Annotated in this window: 17 protein-coding genes; 3 read left to right on the top strand and 14 right to left on the bottom strand. The window is 71.3% G+C overall.

Annotation, left to right across the window (positions count from 1 at the left end):
* Positions 1–84 precede the first annotated feature (84 nt).
* Positions 85–1,206: a M14 family zinc carboxypeptidase gene (locus ACFY2Q_RS14320; RefSeq protein ID WP_387130185.1), complete on the top strand. Its 1,122-nt coding sequence runs from the start codon at positions 85–87 to the stop codon at positions 1,204–1,206.
* 152 nt (positions 1,207–1,358) lie between these two features.
* Here ACFY2Q_RS14320 and ACFY2Q_RS14315 read toward each other — a convergent pair whose 3' ends face one another.
* The 7 genes from ACFY2Q_RS14315 to ACFY2Q_RS14285 all read right to left on the bottom strand — a co-directional run bounded on the left by ACFY2Q_RS14315 (position 1,359) and on the right by ACFY2Q_RS14285 (position 7,323).
* Complete coding sequence (locus ACFY2Q_RS14315; protein WP_387130183.1) at positions 1,359–2,048, bottom strand: regulatory protein RecX; 690 nt, start codon at positions 2,046–2,048, stop codon at positions 1,359–1,361.
* 14 nt (positions 2,049–2,062) lie between these two features.
* Positions 2,063–3,109 carry a recombinase RecA gene (gene recA, locus ACFY2Q_RS14310; protein WP_053656326.1) on the bottom strand — a complete coding sequence of 349 codons (1,047 nt, stop codon included), beginning with the start codon at positions 3,107–3,109 and terminating at the stop codon, positions 2,063–2,065.
* Between the two features lie 184 nt (positions 3,110–3,293).
* The gene (locus tag ACFY2Q_RS14305) at positions 3,294–3,494 is read right to left on the bottom strand and encodes a DUF3046 domain-containing protein (protein ID WP_355167865.1); all 201 of its coding nucleotides are present in this window, start codon (positions 3,492–3,494) and stop codon (positions 3,294–3,296) included.
* 4 nt (positions 3,495–3,498) lie between these two features.
* A complete protein-coding gene (locus ACFY2Q_RS14300; RefSeq protein ID WP_387130180.1) occupies positions 3,499–4,881 on the bottom strand; it encodes an MFS transporter in 1,383 nt (460 codons plus the stop codon).
* A gap of 79 nt (positions 4,882–4,960) precedes the next feature.
* The gene (locus tag ACFY2Q_RS14295; protein WP_387130178.1) at positions 4,961–5,659 is read right to left on the bottom strand and encodes a UdgX family uracil-DNA binding protein; all 699 of its coding nucleotides are present in this window, start codon (positions 5,657–5,659) and stop codon (positions 4,961–4,963) included.
* Between the two features lie 56 nt (positions 5,660–5,715).
* On the bottom strand, positions 5,716–5,838 hold the full coding sequence (locus tag ACFY2Q_RS14290) for a hypothetical protein (protein ID WP_387130176.1): 123 nt from the start codon (positions 5,836–5,838) through the stop codon (positions 5,716–5,718).
* Positions 5,839–5,982: 144 nt separating this feature from the next.
* On the bottom strand, positions 5,983–7,323 hold the full coding sequence (locus ACFY2Q_RS14285; protein ID WP_387130174.1) for an aminotransferase class I/II-fold pyridoxal phosphate-dependent enzyme: 1,341 nt from the start codon (positions 7,321–7,323) through the stop codon (positions 5,983–5,985).
* 34 nt (positions 7,324–7,357) lie between these two features.
* On the opposite strand from ACFY2Q_RS14285, the gene ACFY2Q_RS14280 reads away from it, so the two are divergent.
* Both ACFY2Q_RS14280 and leuE read left to right on the top strand, forming a co-directional pair.
* Positions 7,358–8,599, top strand: coding sequence for a bifunctional pyridoxamine 5'-phosphate oxidase family protein/GNAT family N-acetyltransferase (locus ACFY2Q_RS14280; RefSeq protein ID WP_387130375.1), 1,242 nt, complete (start codon positions 7,358–7,360; stop codon positions 8,597–8,599).
* Positions 8,599–9,270, top strand: a complete 672-nt coding sequence (gene leuE, locus ACFY2Q_RS14275; RefSeq protein ID WP_387130173.1) for a leucine efflux protein LeuE — start codon at positions 8,599–8,601, stop codon at positions 9,268–9,270. Before ACFY2Q_RS14280 ends, leuE begins: the two co-directional genes overlap by 1 nt.
* An 8-nt stretch (positions 9,271–9,278) precedes the next feature.
* Here leuE and ACFY2Q_RS14270 read toward each other — a convergent pair whose 3' ends face one another.
* The 7 genes from ACFY2Q_RS14270 to ACFY2Q_RS14240 all read right to left on the bottom strand — a co-directional run bounded on the left by ACFY2Q_RS14270 (position 9,279) and on the right by ACFY2Q_RS14240 (position 15,640).
* Positions 9,279–10,211, bottom strand: coding sequence for a sporulation protein (locus tag ACFY2Q_RS14270; RefSeq protein ID WP_387130172.1), 933 nt, complete (start codon positions 10,209–10,211; stop codon positions 9,279–9,281).
* A gap of 106 nt (positions 10,212–10,317) precedes the next feature.
* On the bottom strand, positions 10,318–11,382 hold the full coding sequence (locus tag ACFY2Q_RS14265) for a hemolysin family protein (RefSeq protein WP_387130170.1): 1,065 nt from the start codon (positions 11,380–11,382) through the stop codon (positions 10,318–10,320).
* Positions 11,379–12,734 carry a hemolysin family protein gene (locus tag ACFY2Q_RS14260; RefSeq protein ID WP_387130169.1) on the bottom strand — a complete coding sequence of 452 codons (1,356 nt, stop codon included), beginning with the start codon at positions 12,732–12,734 and terminating at the stop codon, positions 11,379–11,381. Before ACFY2Q_RS14260 ends, ACFY2Q_RS14265 begins: the two co-directional genes overlap by 4 nt.
* 176 nt (positions 12,735–12,910) lie before the next feature.
* Entirely contained in the window at positions 12,911–13,264 is a 354-nt protein-coding gene (gene mnhG / locus ACFY2Q_RS14255; RefSeq protein WP_387130372.1) for a monovalent cation/H(+) antiporter subunit G, read from the bottom strand.
* The gene (locus tag ACFY2Q_RS14250) at positions 13,264–13,527 is read right to left on the bottom strand and encodes a monovalent cation/H+ antiporter complex subunit F (protein WP_387130167.1); all 264 of its coding nucleotides are present in this window, start codon (positions 13,525–13,527) and stop codon (positions 13,264–13,266) included. Before ACFY2Q_RS14250 ends, mnhG begins: the two co-directional genes overlap by 1 nt.
* Positions 13,524–14,138, bottom strand: coding sequence for a Na+/H+ antiporter subunit E (locus ACFY2Q_RS14245; protein ID WP_387130166.1), 615 nt, complete (start codon positions 14,136–14,138; stop codon positions 13,524–13,526). The genes ACFY2Q_RS14250 and ACFY2Q_RS14245 overlap by 4 nt, the downstream gene beginning before the upstream one ends.
* Complete coding sequence (locus ACFY2Q_RS14240; protein WP_387130165.1) at positions 14,135–15,640, bottom strand: Na+/H+ antiporter subunit D; 1,506 nt, start codon at positions 15,638–15,640, stop codon at positions 14,135–14,137. The genes ACFY2Q_RS14245 and ACFY2Q_RS14240 overlap by 4 nt, the downstream gene beginning before the upstream one ends.

Here is a 15,640-nt window from a genome sequence, read left to right as displayed (position 1 = left end):
GCAGCCAGGCCAGCGACGAACACGGTGGGGTCGCAACGATGCCTGGCTGAACTCTGCCGCGACATTCCCAGAAGGGACGTCACCTTGCGTACACCGCGCCGCCGTTACCTCACCCTGATGGCCGCCTTACTGCTCGCCCCCACGATCGCGCCAGGGCTGGCCAACGCCAACGGCCCGTTCGTCCCGCCGGGTCAGGAGACCGTCAACCGCTCCTCGATGCTCAGCGCCGCAGAGGTCTCGGCTGAACTCCGCTCGCTGGCAGCCCGCAGCAAGGGCGCCCTCCGCGTGGAGGAGATCGGCCGCAGCGGGCAGGGTCGCCCGCTGGAGGTTGCCTACATCGGCACCGGGAGCACCCGGGTCTGGATCCAGGGCCGAATCCACGGCAACGAGCCCTACGGCGCCGAAGCCTCGCTGGACTTCCTGAAGACCCTGGTGTCCGGCGGCAAGCACGCGCGGGACGTTCTGAAGCAGATCAGCTTCGCGATCATCCCGCTCTACAACCCCGACGGCTCTGAGGCCTTCCGGCGGCAGGACAGCATCAACAACATCGACCTCAACCGCGACTGGGGGGTCGACCGGCGGATCTTCGACCAGCTCAACGCCGTGCGCGTCAGTCTTGGTCAGGCCCCGCTGCCCGAGCGGAACTTCACCAGCTACACCCGGCACCGCGCCGTCGAATCTCAGGCCTTCTGGTACGCCTGGGCGAGCTTCAAGCCGCACCACATCATCGACCTGCACCACCAGGGCACCTACTACGTCGGTGACACCGACGAGATGACCACGTTCTCCGTCGGCATCTCGCTCGACCCCGGCATGCTCACCACCGACCAGTGGAACACGACTCGCCGGATGGGCGTGGTGGCCGCGGACGCCGCGGGTAAGAGTGGCGTCGTCAACGTGACCCGCTACCCGTACCTCAACGTCCCGGAGGGCGTGACCTCGGCCTCGATGCTCAACGGGCCGGGCCCGCAGGGCGAGTACGCCAACTGGCGCAGCAACGCGATGTTCTTCGAGTCGCGCGGTGGCATCGGCCAGAAGAGCAGTGGCTACATCATCAAGCAGAACGTCAACGGGCTGTGGGCCATCGTCGACGCGATGAGCGACGGCTCGCTCGCGAGCGTGGACGCCAGCCGCTGGGACAACATCCCGCCGCGGGGCGCCACGATCACCACCTGCGACAAGTTCCCCAACCAGTGTGACTTCTGACGCTAGCTGACCGTGGCGGCGGTTCCTCCTCCGAATCCGGGAGAGGAACCGCCGCCACCTGCTCGGCCGGGGCCTGACCCTTCCCGGGCACCGTCGAGACCCGCCTGCGGCACCGGCACCCCTGCTGGGCACGCGAGCGCATCACCGGCCGGTCAGTCGACCGATCTGCTGTCGCGGTCGAGGTCACCCTCGGCGTCGGCGAGGGCGTCGGCGTCGATCTGCTCGGCGAACTCGGCCGCCTCGGCGCTCTGCGCGGCGAGCGCGTCCTTCACTGCCCGGATCGCCACACCGGGCGGGTAGCCCTTGCGGGCCAGCATCCCCACCAGCCGACGAAAGACCGCGTCGGGCTCACCTCGGGCGGTGCGCAGCTTGCGCTCCACGAGGGTGCGGGCGGTGTCAGCCTCGGTCTCCTCGTCCAGCTCACCGAGCGCCTCGGTGGCCACCTCGCCGTCCACACCCTTGCGGCGCAGCTCGTTGGCGAGCGCCCGGCGAGCCAGGCCACGCCCGGTGTGCCGACTGGACACCCAGGCGCGAGCGAAGGCGGCGTCGTCGATGATGCCGACGTCGTCGTATCTGTCGAGGACCTCGGCCGACACCTGCTCGGAGATGCCCCGCTTGGCCAGCACCCCGGCCAGCTCGGCCCGAGTGCGGGGCCGGACGGCGAGCTGGCGCAGGCAGATCTCCCGGGCCACCTCAGACTCGTCGCGCGGCGGGGACTCCGGTTTGGCCGCCGGCGGCTCGGCCTGGCGGCCCCGTCGAGGACGGGGTGGGTCACTGGCATCGCCCGTACGGGGTGGGCTGGCATCCCAGCCCCGCCCCGTACGGGCGCGTCGTCCTGCCATGGGTCAGCGACCGATCAGAAGTCGACAGGCGGCAGCTCCGGGCCACCGGCGGCGTCACCCGCGCCGACCCCGACGCCGAGCTTCTCCAGGATCTTCTTCTCGATCTCGGCGGCCACGTCCGGGTTCTCCTTCAGGAACTCCCGAGCCTTTTCCTTGCCCTGGCCGAGCTGGTCGCCGTCGTACGTGTACCACGCGCCGGACTTGCGGATGATCGCCTGCTCCACGCCGACGTCGATCAGCGAGCCCTCACGCGAGATGCCCTTGCCGTACATGATGTCGAACTCGGCCTGCTTGAACGGTGCGGCGACCTTGTTCTTCACGACCTTGACCCGGGTGCGGTTGCCGACCACGTCGGTGCCGTCCTTGAGGCTCTCGATGCGTCGCACGTCGAGCCGGACCGAGGCGTAGAACTTCAGCGCCCGACCACCGGTGGTGGTCTCCGGGCTGCCGAACATGACGCCGATCTTTTCCCGCAGCTGGTTGATGAAGATCGCCGTGGTGCCGGTGTTGCTGAGCACACCTGTGATCTTCCGGAGTGCCTGGCTCATCAGCCGGGCCTGGAGGCCCACGTGGCTGTCGCCCATCTCGCCCTCGATCTCGGCGCGCGGCACCAGGGCCGCCACCGAGTCGATCACGATGATGTCGATCGCGCCGGAGCGGATCAGCATGTCCGCGATCTCCAACGCCTGCTCACCGGTGTCCGGCTGGGAGACGAGCATCGCGTCGGTGTCGACCCCGAGGGCCTTCGCGTACTCCGGGTCGAGCGCGTGCTCGGCGTCGATGAAGGCGGCGATGCCGCCGAGCCGCTGCGCGCTGGCCACCGAGTGCAGCGCCACCGTGGTCTTACCGCTGGACTCAGGACCATAGATCTCGACCACCCGGCCCCGGGGCAGGCCGCCGATGCCGAGGGCAACGTCGAGCGCGATGGAGCCGGTCGGAATGATTGCGGTCTGGACGACCGGCCGGTCACCCAGCCGCATCACCGAGCCCTTGCCGAATTGCTTGTCAATCTGAGCGAGAGCAAGGTCGAGTGCCTTCTCCCGGTCAGGCCCTGCTGCCATGGTTGCCACCCCTGCCTTCGCCGGCGTCTTTGCTGAGCTTCGCGTCACGCGGACACGCTAGGCGCTAGGTCCGACAGAAAACCAGCCGACGGGCCGCGAGCTGTGGACGAGCACCCCGCTGTGGACAATAGCCGAACAGGTGTACGACTCGACAAGCGACACGCGGAAGGGGCGAAAAGGCTGCTCAGCGTAGTCGGGCGGGCACGCGGTCGGGGTACGCGGCGCAGACCGCCCGCCACACCACATGCGTCTGCTGCCCCGACGCCAGTGCCTGCTCGATGGTCCGCCCATCGAGCTGCGACAGCACCTGGTCGCGAGCGATGCTTGCCGCGTAGCCAGGCCCGAACGCCTCTTCCAAGCGCGCCCAGAAGTCGGTCAGCCGCACGTGATCAACCCTCCTCGCCCGGTGCCCCGGTCGGCACCGGGCGCAACGCTAGCGCCACCAGGGGCACTGTCGCGACCGCCGCGAGCAGGGTGAGGACCGGATAACCGGCGACCTGCATGACAAACCCGCTCACCACTGCGGCGGCGGCCCCGGCCAATCCCATGATCAGGTCGGAGAACCCCTGGACGCTCGGCCGCACGCCTGCCGACACCGACTCGGACAGCAGCGTCGAGCCGGCCACCATCGTCCCCGACCAGCCCAGCCCGAGCAGGACCAGACCGACCGAGAGCCGGGGCGTGTGGTGCCCAGCGGTGCCGGCGACCGCGCAGGCTGCCAGCAGCAGCCCGACCCCACCGAGGATCACCGCCCGCCGACCGAGCCGGTCGGTGAGCCAGCCGACCACCGGGGAGAACGCGTACATGCCGGCGATGTGCAGACTCAACACGATGCCGACCAGCCGCAGCACATCGGCGTCGGCGTGCGACTCACCGAGCCGGACCGGTGTCATCGCCATCACCGCCACCATCACCAGGTGACCCACCGCCACGGCGGCGATGCCGAGCCGGGCAGCGGGCTGCCCGCGTACCACCGACCAGGCCAACCGCATCCCGGCGGCGCGCGGCGCGGGCACCCCGACCGGCGCGGCGGCCGCGCCGTCGACCGGGCCGCCGGCCGCCGGGGCCTCAGCCACCACGGCGGCGGGCGGCGCAGCGGCGGCAGCGGGCGGCACGTCGGCGGCGGCCGCGAGACGGCGCGCGGTGAGCAGTGGGTCGGGCCGGAGCAATCCGAGGAGTACGCCACCAGCCAGCACGAACGCCGCCGCGCTGAACGCGAACGGACCGGCAAGCGGCGGCAGCCCCCAGCCGGTGGTGACGCGGTCGGCGAGCGCGGCGAAGTTCGGCGCGGCCACCGCGCCGATCGTGGTGGCCCAGATGATCACGGAGAGCTGCCGCCCTCGCCGGGCCGGCTCGGCGAGGTCCACCGCCGTATAGCGGGCCTGTAGGTTCGCGGCGGTGCCACCACCGAAGAGCAGCATGCCGAGAAAGAGCAGCGGCACCGACCGGGTGACCGCGGCAAGCACCACGAGCACGCCGCCGACGGCACCTGTCGCGTACGCCACAACCAGACCCGGTCGACGGCCGTGCCGGGCCATGATCCGGGTGACCGGGATGGCGAGCAGCGCCGCACCGACGACGCCCGCGCTCTGCGCGATGCCGGCCACCGCGGTGCCGGCGATCCGGGCGGCGAGCAACGCGCCGACGGCGATGCCGATGGTCACGCCGACGCCGCCGATGATCTGGGTGCCGAAGAGCAGGCGCAGAGTCCGCCGCTGGATCGACGCGACGTCGGGCCGGGCGGTACGCGGCGCAGTCAGGTCGGTGGCCATCGGCGCTCCTCGGGACGGGGGTGACCCATCCTCGCGCACCCGCGCCGACAAGCGGCAGTGGGTTTCGCCGCCCGGCTCGCTACAGGGCGCGGGCGGCGACGGTGAGGTCGGCGACCAGACCCTCGTAGGCCTTGTCCTGGTCGTCGGCGCGCAGCACCGCCGACGGGTGGATGGTGGCCAACAGGCGGGCCGGCGGGGCGTCGGCCCGTTTTCCGGCGTCGTCCACCGGCACCCGCTGGAAGTCCTCCGGGTGCTGGGCCGACGCGGGCCAGGGCAGCAACTCTCCCCGCTGCCGGGTGACCCGGAAGGACGGGCCGAGCAGCGCCTTGGCGGCTGTCGCGCCGAGGACGACAACGATCTCCGGACGCAACCGGGCGAACTCGGCGACCAGCCAGGGCCGGCAGGCGGTGATGTGCACCTGGTCGGGGGTCTGGTGGATCCGCCGCTTGCCGCGCACCTCGAAGCGGAAGTGCTTTACGGCATTTGTCAGGTAGAGCTGTGCGGGATCCAGCGCGGCGTCGTCGACAGCCCTGCGCAACAGCCGACCGGCGGGGCCGACGAAGGGCAGACCCTTCTGATCTTCCATGTCGCCGGGCTGCTCACCGACCAGCACCACCCGAGCACTCTCGTCGCCTCGACCGAAGACCGTCTGCGAGGCGTCCCGATACAGCTCACAGCCCCGACAGCCGCCAGCCGCGGTGCGCAGCTCGTCGATGGTGTCGGCGTCAGGTGGGATGAACCGCTGGGCGCCCGGGGCGCTGCGGGTCTGCTCGGCCATGCCGACTGTTATATACCCGTTCGATGCCGACGACCGGGACGCCCACCGCCCCCACGTCAGTAACCGCCGCCACCGCCATCGCCGCCACCTGAAGCCATCGCGATAAGCACGATGACGATGATGACCACCACCACCGCCACCGCGATCCAGACTCCCTTACGCGCTCCACTCGAAGCCATAACCCCACCTCCCGGCGCCGCATACCCGCCCCGCCCGCCCTGAACCGCCCCGATCTTGCACTTCCTGCCCCGACAAACACCGCATAAGACGCATATCCGCGACACAAAGTGCAAGATCGCGGGGGTGGGAAGGGTGGTCAGGGGTCAGGTTGGGAAGCCGGGGGGTGGGGTGGGGTTTGTTGCTCGGGTTAGGGCGGTGGCTAGGGGGATCAGGTCGTTTGTTGTTAGAGGGCTGACGGTTATGCGGAGGGCCGGTGGGGCGGCGATTCGGTAGAGGGCGCCGGGGGCCACCGCCCAACCCGCGTCGCGCAGGGCGGTGACCGCGCTCGTCTCGTCCGCCACCGGCAGCCAGACGTTGATGCCGGTGCGGCCGTGCGCGACCAGGCCGTGCTCGGCCAGCGCGGCAAGCAGCCCTTCGCGCCGCAGCTCGTAGCTCTGCGCCGCCCGCTCCACCAACTCGGTGACCGCCGGATCCCGCCAGAGGGCCAGGACCAGCCGTTGCAGCACCGTGGAGACCCACCCGGCACCGACCCGCGTGCGGCCGGCCACCCGGGCCACGGTGGTCTCGTCACCGGCAAGCACCGCCAGTCGCAGGTCCGGGCCGAAGGGCTTGCTCACCGAGCGCACGAAGGCCCAACTCGCTGTCGCACCGGCGAGCGGGTGCAGGGGTACGCGGGCCAGCTCGGCAGCGTGGTCGTCCTCGACGAGCAGCAGGTCCCGTCGACCGGCGAGCAGCGCCCGCAGCTCCTCGGCGCGGGCGGCGGAGACGGCAGCGCCTGTCGGGTTCTGCGCACGGCTGGTCACCACGAGCGCGCGGGCGCCGGCGGCCAGTGCGGCGGCCACCCCCGCAGCCAGTGGCCCCTCGTCGTCAAGCGGTACGCCGATCGGGCGCAACCCCAGGGCGGCGATCAGGTCGAGCAGGTTGGCCCAGCCCGGGTCCTCCACCGCCACCGCGTCACCGGGGCGCAGGTGGGCGCCGAGCAGCCGCTCGATGCCGTCCAGCGCGCCTCCCGTGAGGGTGATCTCCGAGGCTGGCACGCCGTCGGCGTTCAGCCGGGCGCGGGCCGCCTCGGCCAGTTCGGGGAGCACCCCGGCGTGGGAGTAGCCGACCGGCGGGCCGGCGTCGGCGGCGAGCGCCGCGAGGTGCGGGCCGAGCGCGGGCAGCAGCAGGGGGTCGGGCTCGCCCCGGGAGAGATCACGGGCACCGGGCGGCGGCGCGGGGCGCAGTGCGGAGCGGCGGGCGGCCACTGGCGGGCGGGAGCGGACCCGGGTGCCGTGCCGTCCGGCGGTGGCGAGGAGTCCACGCTGGCGCAGCTCCTGGTAGGTGCGGGCGACGGTGGCCGGGCTGACACCCAGCTCGGCGGCGAGCCCCCGCACCGGGGGCAGGGCGGCGCCCGGCGGCAGGGCACCGGTGCGGATGCCCGACTCGATGCTCGCCGAAATCGCGGCGGCCGTCGTTCCGGTGAACTGATAGCGTGCTGGCACAAATAAGAGATTGTACTAGAACAAAGGGGTGACCATGTACCCACCCACCGCCCGGACCACCCCCAGCCGTTCCCGCGACCGGATGAGCTACGACCGGGCCGCCGCACACGCCGTACTCGACGAGGCGTACCACTGCGCGCTCGGGTTCACCGTCGACGGCCAGCCACGGGTGCTGCCCACCCTGCACGTCCGCATCGGCGACACGCTCTACCTGCACGGCTCCACCGGCAGCCGGCCACTGCTCGCCGCCCGGGGCGACGGGCTGCCGGTCTGCGTCGCGGTGACAGTGCTCGACGGATTGGTCTACGGCCGGTCCCAGTTCCACCACAGCGCCAACTACCGCTCGGTGGTGGCGCTCGGCACCGCCCGGCTGGTCACCGACGAGCACGAGAAGAGCGCCATGCTCACGGCTCTCGTCGAAAAGGTCGGCACCGGCCGCAGCGGCGACAGCCGCCCACCCACACGCCGCGAGCTGGCCGAGACCGCGGTGCTGGCGTTGCCACTCCGCGAGGTGTCGGTCCGCGCCCGCACCGGCGGCGTCCGCGACGACGAGGCAGACCTGCACCTGCCGCACTGGGCCGGCGTGCTGCCGCTGCGGCTGACCGCGGGGCAGCCCGAGCCGGACGCCGGGGTCACCGCGCCGCTGCCGGCGTACCTGCGGGAGGCCCGCACGCCCTGGCACGACCCGGTGCCGCTGCACGGCGAGCACGTCCGGCTGGAGCCGCTGGACCTGGCGCACGCCGACGAACTGCACACCGCCACCGCCGACGACGAGGTCTGGCGACACCTCGGCGTCGCGCGGCCCACCGAGCCCGCAGGGACCACCGCGGTGGTCGCCGCCGCCCTTGCCGCACAGCAGCGCGGCGAGCGGGTGGCCTGGGTGCAGCGCTGCGCGGTGACCGGGGCGGTGGTCGGCACCACTTCCTACTACGAGATCGACACACAGCGGCGGTCGGTGGCGATCGGATACACGTTCCTGGGCCGGCCGTGGTGGCGCACCGGGATCAACACCGAGGCGAAGCTACTGCTGCTGGGCCGAGCCTTCAACGAGCTGGGCGCGGTCCGGGTGGCCTGGCACACCGACATCCGCAACGTCCGCTCACAGGCCGCGATCGAACGGCTCGGCGCCACCCGCGAGGGCGTGCTGCGGATGCACCGGCAGCGCGCGGACGGCTCCTGGCGGGACACCGTGCAGTACGCGATGACAGTCGACGAGTGGTCGAACGCACAAACCAGGCTGCGGGAAAGACTTCGCCGGACGGCACCTGTGGCGTGATGATGACGGGCGTGCTGGGGATCACCGACATCTGGACGTACGTACTGGGCACCGTGGCCATCGTTCTGCTGCCCGGACCCAACTCGCTATTCGTGCTCTCCACCGCCGCCAAGCGGGGCGTCAGCACCGGTTACCGGGCCGCGGCGGGGGTGTTCGTCGGCGACAGTGTGCTGATGTTCCTCTCCGCCGCCGGTGTGGCGTCGCTGCTCAAGGCGTACCCGCCGGTGTTCCTGGTGATCAAGTACGCCGGTGCCGCGTACCTCGCCTATGTCGGGGTGACAATGCTGCGCGGCGCCTGGCGGCGCTGGCGCGACCGCAACGACCCGACCACGCCGCGGCTCATCGACGCCGCGAAGCCGGCGGAGATGCGCAGCCCGTTCCGCAAGGCGCTGGTGATCAGCCTGCTGAACCCGAAGGCGATCCTGTTCTTCATCTCGTTCTTCATCCAGTTCGTCGACCCGAACTACGCCTGGCCGGCACTGTCGTTCCTGCTGCTCGGGATCATCGCCCAAGTGGCAAGCGTGCTCTACCTGACCGCGTTGATCTTCGCGGGCACCTTCCTGGCCACCCAGTTCCGCCAACGCCGCCGACTGGCCGCCGGTGGCACCACAGCCATCGCCGCGCTGTTCCTCGCCTTCAGCCTCAAACTCGCCACGGCCAGCGCCGGCTGAGCCCCGCGTCAGGTGCCGTCCCCGCCACCGCCACCGCCACCACCGATGCCGGCGCCGCCCGCGGTGCCGCCGAGTCCGTAGCCGGGGCGGACCGGCTCGTCCGGGTGACGGCTGACATGCGGCGACCCGGTGATCCGCGCCGACCAGTCGGCGTGGGCGGCCGCGGCGGCGTGCCTGTTGATCGCCTGGCGCAGCCAGCCGTCCACTGTCGCCACCCAGTCCCGCTGCTCGGCGTCCGCGTGCCAGATCCGGAACCTGCTGATGCTCTGGTGCGTGATCCCGGCCAACGACAGCCGGCGGTCCATCCAGAGGATCACCTCCAGACCCGCCGAGTTGGTCACGAAGATCACCTCCAGCTCGGTGATCGGACCGGCGTAGAGCGGGGCCACCCAGAAGCCCCAGCGCTGGTGCAACGGCAGGGTGTGCTCCACCCCGGGCAGCCCGCCCTCCTGCAACCCGGCCTGACGGATGGCGAAGCCCAGCGTGTCAAGCGCCGCGAACACGTGCTGCTGGGTGGGGATCGGGTGCACGAACACCGGCACCATGGCGCCCTGATCGAGATCCGGGTCGACGGACACCTCGGTTCGCAAACCCATCCGCAGGCTCAGCAGCGGCACGCCACCGAATGTGGTCACCGGCGTCTCCCACGGCAACGGCAACGCGAAGTCCACAGCCCGCCGCCGACCAGCGGGTACGACGAACCGCCCGGCGATCGGCAGTTGGTGGAACTGCACAAGGCGCCGGGCGGCCTCCGGATCGTTCGGCTCGACAGTGGTGACCAGGCCGAGCCGGATGTGCCGCACCAGCACGTCGTCCGGCCCGGCCGCGAGCATCACCCGGCCCGGCAGGCGCAGCCCCGGACGGGTGCTCGGATTGGGCAGCGTGGTCCGCACGGACAGCCCGGTCCAGCCGGACCCCCGAGACACCCCCGTCAGCCGCACCGCGCCCCCACCAGGCCACCCCCGCCGTCGGCGAGGTCACCTCAAGGTTCGCGGACCCGGGGGGTGGTCACCTCGACTTCGGCGAAGAGTGACCACCCCTCCGGTTTCAGCGCATACGTCGCCCTCGTGGCACCGTGTCGGTTTCGTCGTCGAACTCGCCGATGACCTCCTCCAGGAGGTCCTCCAGCGCGACGAAGCCGATCGGACGGGCCGGGCCACCACCGTTGCGCACCAACGCGAGCTGGGACTGCCGCGCCCGCATCGCGGCCACCGCCTCGGTGACCGAGGACGTCGACGGCAGGGTGAACGCGGGAGTCATCAGCTCCCCGGCGGTGGCGACGCGGCCGGTGGTCACCACCCGCACCGCCTCCCGGACGTGCACCAGGCCGCAGACCTCGCCGGCGGCGTCCAGCACCGCCATCCGAGACCGGCCGCTGTCCCGGCTGACCTGCTCGATCCGCTCGGCCGGGTCGTCCCGACCGACGGTGACCATCGTGGCGAACGGCTCCATCACCTGCGCCACAGACGTGCCCTGCAACTCCAACATGCTGGTGAGCAGCTCGTGCTGCTCGGCGCCGAGCAGCCCGTGTTCGCGGGACTGCTCCAGCAGCATCCGCAGCTCGTCCGGGCCGTGCACCTGGGCCAACTGATCCTGCTGGTCGACCCCGAACAGGCGCAGGATCGCGTTGGCCAGCGCGTTCAACGCCGACAGCACCGGCCGGGCCACCCGGGCGAACGCGCGGAACGGCAACGCGAGCAGCGTCGCCGACCGCTCCGCGTCGGTGATCGCCCACGACTTCGGCGCCATCTCCCCCACCACCAGGTGCAGGAAGGTGACCAAGCCGAGAGCGAAGACCAGGGCGATCACGTGACTGGCGGCGTCCGGCACACCCACCACGTGCAGCAGCGGGCTGACCAGATGCTCGATCGCCGGCTCGGCAAGCGCGCCCAGCCCCAGGGTGCACAGCGTGATGCCCAACTGCGCCCCGGCCAGCATCAGCGACAACTCGCGGACACCGTCGAGCGCGGCTCGGGCCGCACGGCCACCATTGGCCGCCGCCTGCTCCAGGCGGTACCGCTTGCTGGCCACAAGCGCGAACTCGGCGGCCACGAAGAACCCGTTGAGTGCCAGCAGCACCACCGAGGTCAGCAGCGCGACTCCGGGGCTCATGCGATCACCCCCGGCGTGGTCAACTGCAACCGCACCGAGTCGGCCACGTGCCGGTCCACGGCCAGCACCTCGACGAGCGCCCGCGGCTCCGCGCCGTGGTCCTCGCCGTCCGCACCCTCGGACGCCAGGCTGATCTCCAGCCGGTCACCGACCTCCGGCACCCGGCCCAACTCCCGCATCACCAACCCGGAGAGAGTGTCGTACTCCGGGGCCTCGGGCAACGCGATGCCCGTGCTGTTGGCGACCTCGTCGATCCGCCAGCGGGCCGGCACCACCCAGGACCCGTCGTCCTGTCGGGCGGGCGCCCGGTCTGGTGGATCGTCCTCGTCCCGGATCGGGCCGACCAGTTCCTCCGCGATGTCCTCAAGCGTGATCACACCGGCGAAGCCGCCGTACTCGTCGACCACGCAGGCCATCTGCCGGTGCCCGGACCGCAGGCGGTCGAGCACCGTGGGCAGCGGCAACGTCTCCGGTACGAGCAACGGCGGCCCCGCCACCGCGCTCACCGGAGTGGTGGCCCGCTCCCCCGGGGGTACGCCGAGAACGTCGGCGATGCCGACGATGCCGATCAGGTCGTCGACGCCCTCCGCGCCGCGCACCGGGAACCGGGAGTGGCCGGTGTCCAGCAACTCAACGACCCGGCTCAGCGGCTCGTGAGCCCGTACGGTGTGCACGTCGACCCGCGGCACCATGGCCTCGCCCGCGGTCAGCTCGCGGAAGTCGAGCCCCCGGTCGAGCAGCGTGGACATCTCGGGGTCCAGGCTGCCCTCCTGCCGGGACTCGGCGATGATCTGTTCCAGGTCGGCAGGGGTGGCGCCGCTGGGCAGCTCCTCGATCGGCTCGATGCCGAAGCGCCGCAGCAGGCGCACCGACGCCCGGTCGAAGAGCCGGATCAGGGGCCCGGCGACGGTCAGATAGATGAGGGTGGACCGGCTCAACGCCCGGGCCAGCGACTCGGCCCGGACGATGGCCAGGTTCTTCGGAGCCAGCTCGCCGAGGACCATCTGCACGACTGTGGCGATGACAAGGGCAAGCGCCACCGACAGCGGCAGGCTCACCGACTTGCTGACGCCGGCCACGCCGAGCAGCTCGGCGAGGCCACCACCGAGGTACGGCTCGGCGACGTAACCGACGAGCAGGGCGGTGACGGTGATGCCGAGCTGCGCACCGGAGAGCATGAAGGAGAGCCGGCTGGTGACGAGCAGCGCCCGGGCGGCGGCCTGGTCGCCGTCGTCGGCGAGCTGGCGCAGCTTGCCCCGGTCCACGGCGACGTAGCCGAACTCCTGCGCTACGAAGTAGCCGGTGGCGGCGGTGAGCACGGTGATCAGAAGAAGACCAACGACGATCAACACGGGTCGCTCAGGGCTCCCGGGGTCGTCGGGGCGGGAATATGCCGGGCACAACCCGGCTGGCTACTGCTGCCCTCCTGGGCAGTCGAGTCGATCATGCCGTCATTTTATCGGCGCTCGCTGGGACTCCGCTGAGGGTGGGCCGAAGGCGCTCATCGTCCGGTTCACCGCGCCGACCGTCACCCCAGTTGCCCGCCGCTCGGCTCGCGCTCGGCCAACTCGTCGGCGTCGAGCAGGTTTCGGTCCAGACGCCCCGAGCGGTAGGCGGCCCGGCCGATCATCTGCGCCGCCACCGGCGCGGTGGCCAGCTGGAACACGCCCACCAACAGGACCATGCCGATGTCGGACGGTGACCGCAGCCGCAGGGCGATGCCGAGCAGCAACAGGAGCACCCCCAGCACCTGGGGCTTCGTGGCGGCGTGCATCCGGGACAGGGTGTCCGGGAAGCGCAGCACACCGATCCCGGCGGCGAGCGCCAGCAGGGCACCCGCCACCAGGCAGGCCGCGCCGACCCAGTCGGCGACCACGCCGATCACGCCTGCTCCCGTACGGCGAAGCGGACAAGCGACACCGAGCCGACGAAGCCGAGCAGCGAGAGCACCACAAGCACGGGCAGCGTGGTGGAGTGCCTGTTGATCGCCGCCTCCGCACCCACCGCGCCGATCATGGTGGCGAGCAGCATGTCCGCGGCGATGACCCGGTCCAGCAGTGACGGGCCCCGGTAGAGCCGGATCAACGCGAGCAGCGCGGTCACCGACAACAGTGCGGTGAGGACAGCGGCCACGATCAAGATCACGGGTTGCATCCCTTCTCGGCGGTATCGGGCTCGACGCAGCGCACCTCGGCCGCGCTGCCGACCGCCCGGACGATCCGCCGCTCCAGCGCGTGGGTGCGTTCCCGGGCGAGGGTCAGGTCCTCCGGGCCGTGGGTGTCCAGCACGTGCAGGTAGAGCGTCGCGGCGTTCCGGTCCACCTCGAGGATCAGCGTGCCGGGCACCAGCGAGACCGCCTCGGCGGTGAGGGCCATGTTGAGGTCGGTCGGCACCCGCAGCCGCACCCCGATGATCGCCCCGCGCGGCCGGTATCCGGGCTGCACGGCGATCCGGGCGACGTGCAGGCTCGCGCTGACCAACTCCATGAGGAACCGGCCCACGAACACCAGCAGCGGCCAGATCCGCAGCCGGCCACCGAAGGTGACCGGGGGCAGCGGGAAGAACACAAGCACCGCGCCGCCCACGAGCAGACCACCGATCACGTTTGCCCAACTGATCTCGCCCCAGAGCAGACACCAGACCACCACCAGCCAGCCCAGGGCGACTGCCTGGTCCCGCCAGCGCCCGAGCCGGCCCCGCGGCGGCGTGGACGGCTCGGGGGTGGACGACGGGTTCGTTGCGCGCGGCTCGGTCACGGCGCACCACCCGGCAGCACGGCCCGCACGTACGGGGTGCGCGACAGCAGGTCGGCGGCCGCGTCGGCGGTGACGTCGAAGAGCGGACCGGCGAGCACGGTAAGCGCCAGCCCGAACACGACGAGGGCGACTGTGGCGCCGACCATCAGGTTGGGCAGCCGGACGACCGGCTCGCTGGTGGCCAGTTGAGGTGACCGCCAGAACGCGATGTTCCAGACCCGGGAGGCGACATAGAGGGTGAGCAGGCTGGTCAACGTGCCGGCCGCCACAAGCGCCCACGGCAGCGCCCCGCCGGCCGCCGCCCCGGCCTGGAGCAGACCGAGTTTGCCGAGGAAGCCCGAGAACGGTGGCACCCCGGCGAGGTTCATCGCCGGAACGAAGAACAGCACGCCGAGCAGGGGCGCCACCCGGGCCAATCCGCCGAGACGGCGCAGGTCGGTGCTGCCTGCCCGCTCCTCGACCAGCCCGGCGACCAGGAACAGCGTGGTCTGGATGGTGATGTGGTGCACCACGTAGAAGATCGCGCCGGAGAGCCCGGCGATCGTGCTCAGCGCCACCCCGAAGATCATGTAGCCGATGTGGCTGACCAGTGTGAACGACAGAAGTCTCTTCATGTCGGACTGCGCCACCGCACCGAGGATGCCGACCACCATTGTCAACCCGGCGACGACCATGAGCAGGCCGCTTACCTGCCCACCGGGGAAGAGCAAGGTCTCGGTGCGGATGATCGCGTAGACGCCCACCTTGGTGAGCAACCCCGCGAACACCGCCGTCACCGGAGCCGGCGCGGTCGGGTAGCTGTCCGGTAGCCAGGCCGACAGCGGGAAGACCGCCGCCTTGATCGAGAACGCGAGCAGCAGCATCAACTGGAGCGTCAACCGGACGTTGTCGGGTAGTTCGTCGAGCCGCTGCGCGAGCTGCGCCAGGTTGAGCGTGCCGGTGGCGGAGTACACCAGACCCACAGCGGCCAGGAAGATCATGGAGGAGAGGATGCTCACCACCACGTACGTCGACCCGGTGCGGATCCGGGCCTCGGTGCCGCCAAGCGTGATCAGCACGAAGCTCGCCGCCAGCAGGATCTCGAAGCCGACGAACAGGTTGAACAGGTCACCGGCGAGGAACGCGTTTGTCACACCCGCGGTGAGCACCAGGTACGTCGGGTGGAAGATCACCACAGGCGTGGTCTCGGCCGTCTCGCTGCGGCCCTGGCCAATCGAGTACAGCAGCACGCACAGGGTGACAGCCGAGGACACCACCACCATCAGCGCGGCGAGCTGATCGGCGACGAGCACGATGCCGACCGGCGCCGGCCACCCACCGATCGCCAACACCACAGGCCCGAACCGGTACGCCTGCACCAGCAGCACCACCGCGACGACGAACGTGCTCGACAGACACAGCACGGTCACCGAACGCTGGATCCGGGGCCGGCTCGCCAGCAGCAGGGTCAGCGCCGCACCCAGCAACGGCACCACCACCGGCAGCGGCAACAGCCTGTTCAT

Origin of the sequence: Micromonospora sp. NPDC000316 (genome assembly GCF_042898885.1) — a bacterium.
In the GTDB taxonomy this organism is placed as follows: Bacteria; Actinomycetota; Actinomycetes; order Mycobacteriales; family Micromonosporaceae; genus Micromonospora.
Note: the sequence above shows the minus strand (reverse complement) of the source record. Positions and strands in the feature narration are given on the sequence as shown.

Bases quoted from the DNA above. Each gene is read 5' to 3' on its own strand.
- ACFY2Q_RS14315 (WP_387130183.1), bottom strand. From the start codon at position 2,048: ATGGCAGGACGACGCGCCCGTACGGGGCGGGGCTGGGATGCCAGCCCA.
- recA (WP_053656326.1), bottom strand. From the start codon at position 3,109: ATGGCAGCAGGGCCTGACCGGGAGAAGGCACTCGACCTTGCTCTCGCT.
- ACFY2Q_RS14300 (WP_387130180.1), bottom strand. From the start codon at position 4,881: ATGGCCACCGACCTGACTGCGCCGCGTACCGCCCGGCCCGACGTCGCG.
- ACFY2Q_RS14295 (WP_387130178.1), bottom strand. From the start codon at position 5,659: ATGGCCGAGCAGACCCGCAGCGCCCCGGGCGCCCAGCGGTTCATCCCA.
- ACFY2Q_RS14290 (WP_387130176.1), bottom strand. From the start codon at position 5,838: ATGGCTTCGAGTGGAGCGCGTAAGGGAGTCTGGATCGCGGTGGCGGTG.
- ACFY2Q_RS14280 (WP_387130375.1), top strand. From the start codon at position 7,358: ATGTACCCACCCACCGCCCGGACCACCCCCAGCCGTTCCCGCGACCGG.
- leuE (WP_387130173.1), top strand. From the start codon at position 8,599: ATGATGACGGGCGTGCTGGGGATCACCGACATCTGGACGTACGTACTG.
- ACFY2Q_RS14265 (WP_387130170.1), bottom strand. From the start codon at position 11,382: ATGAGCCCCGGAGTCGCGCTGCTGACCTCGGTGGTGCTGCTGGCACTC.
- ACFY2Q_RS14240 (WP_387130165.1), bottom strand. From the start codon at position 15,640: ATGAACAGGCTGTTGCCGCTGCCGGTGGTGGTGCCGTTGCTGGGTGCG.